Raw genomic sequence first — 1,415 nt, 5'->3', positions numbered from 1 at the left:
GGCCTTGTGTCGCGATGGGCCGCAACGCGGCCCCGGGTTTCAGCGCAAATGGACACATTGCCGGGGCCGCTTTGCGGCCCATCGCGACACAAGGCCGCTCCTACACGGGATTGCGTCAGGCAGGGTCATAACGGTTTGTGATGCCAGGCATCATGACAATATATTTATCCTTATCAATGCCACGCTCTAGCATCTGTTGCCCGCCATCGCCCATCAATCACGAGGTCTTGATGAACAATTCGCTCTTCATTTACCAACGTACCGCGGCATTGTTGCTGCAGCACTGGCTTAGCGGTGAGCTGCTGGCGGAACTGCCCGCCAGCCTCAAACCCGAGACGTTGAAACAGGGCTATGACAGCCAGGACGAGTTGTTTGCGGCCGCCGCAGGCCAGCGTGCCGGGTGGAAGCTGGGTGTCGGCAGCCCCGCGGCCATGCGGGCGGCCAATTTGTCCCGGCCCTTGATTGGCCAGTTGGAGGCGGGGCGCTGTCATGCTGGTGGTGTGCACATTCGGTTGCCGGCCGTTACGCCGGTAACCATCGAATGCGAGGTCGCCTTCGTGCTGGATCGCGATATTCCACCCCAGGTTGGGCGGGTGCCGGCCAGCGAAGATATTCGCGCTACCTGCGTCACCTTCGAAGTGGTGCGCTCGCGCTTCGTCGATCGCAAGATTGTTGGGTGGCCAAGCTTCGTGGCGGACAACGTTGGGTTTGAAGCGCTGGTGATTGGCAACAGCCTGGCAGCAGGCATCGATGTGCCGTTGCTGGCTGACCTGGCCGAAACCACCGAGGTATACGTAGACGGTCAGTTGCGGGCGCGGGGCTTGTCTGGCGATGCGGCGACCGACCCGTTGGCATCGCTGGCCCACCTTTATGCGCATGCCGCCGAACGTGGCCAGACCCTGAAGGCAGGCGATGTGGTGACTACAGGGGCCATGTGCCAGCCATTCGACCTTAACGAAACAGGGCATCAGGTTAGCGCCAGGTATCTTGGCCAGGAGCTGGTGTTTACGCTGTAGCGATGTCCCAGCGTTTTCGCGGGTAGACTCGGCGTTGCGATTGTTTGTATGAGCCACCTTGATGCTTTCCCTTAGTGGTACTAATACTAAGAGACTGCCGGGAGGGGGATGAACATGCAGACGCGCTTTGTTGTGGTTCCCGCTGTGCCGCTCAAGAAAGAGATTTACCCGCGTAGTCTTGGCTTTCCCGCGACGTTAGGGGAGGGTTATGACCTTTATGACACACGAGAAAAGCTGCGCCTGACCTTCAACTACCCGACACGCGCCGAGGCGGAGTTCGTATGCGCGTCCCGCAACAGTTGCCGGGATGCCGATGCGGCGGATTTCGCCGGGAATGGTTGATGCAGTTGAAGCTTCGCGGACCTTGAGTGCGATGTGGTCCCTGTGGGAGCGGGCGTG

Annotated in this window: 2 protein-coding genes; both read left to right on the top strand. The window is 60.1% G+C overall.

What is annotated here, in order from left to right:
• Window positions 1–230: 230 nt before the first annotated feature.
• Complete coding sequence (locus B2790_RS03405; RefSeq protein ID WP_286918259.1) at window positions 231–1,016, top strand: 2-keto-4-pentenoate hydratase; 786 nt, start codon at window positions 231–233, stop codon at window positions 1,014–1,016.
• A 108-nt stretch (window positions 1,017–1,124) separates the two neighbouring features.
• The gene (locus B2790_RS03400) at window positions 1,125–1,358 is read left to right on the top strand and encodes a hypothetical protein (protein ID WP_286918258.1); all 234 of its coding nucleotides are present in this window, start codon (window positions 1,125–1,127) and stop codon (window positions 1,356–1,358) included.
• Window positions 1,359–1,415: the final 57 nt, after the last annotated feature.

The organism is Pseudomonas sp. UBA6753, assembly GCF_002453565.1.
GTDB lineage: Bacteria > Pseudomonadota > Gammaproteobacteria > Pseudomonadales > Pseudomonadaceae > Aquipseudomonas > Aquipseudomonas putida_Z.
This window is presented reverse-complemented; position numbering and strand designations above follow the sequence as displayed.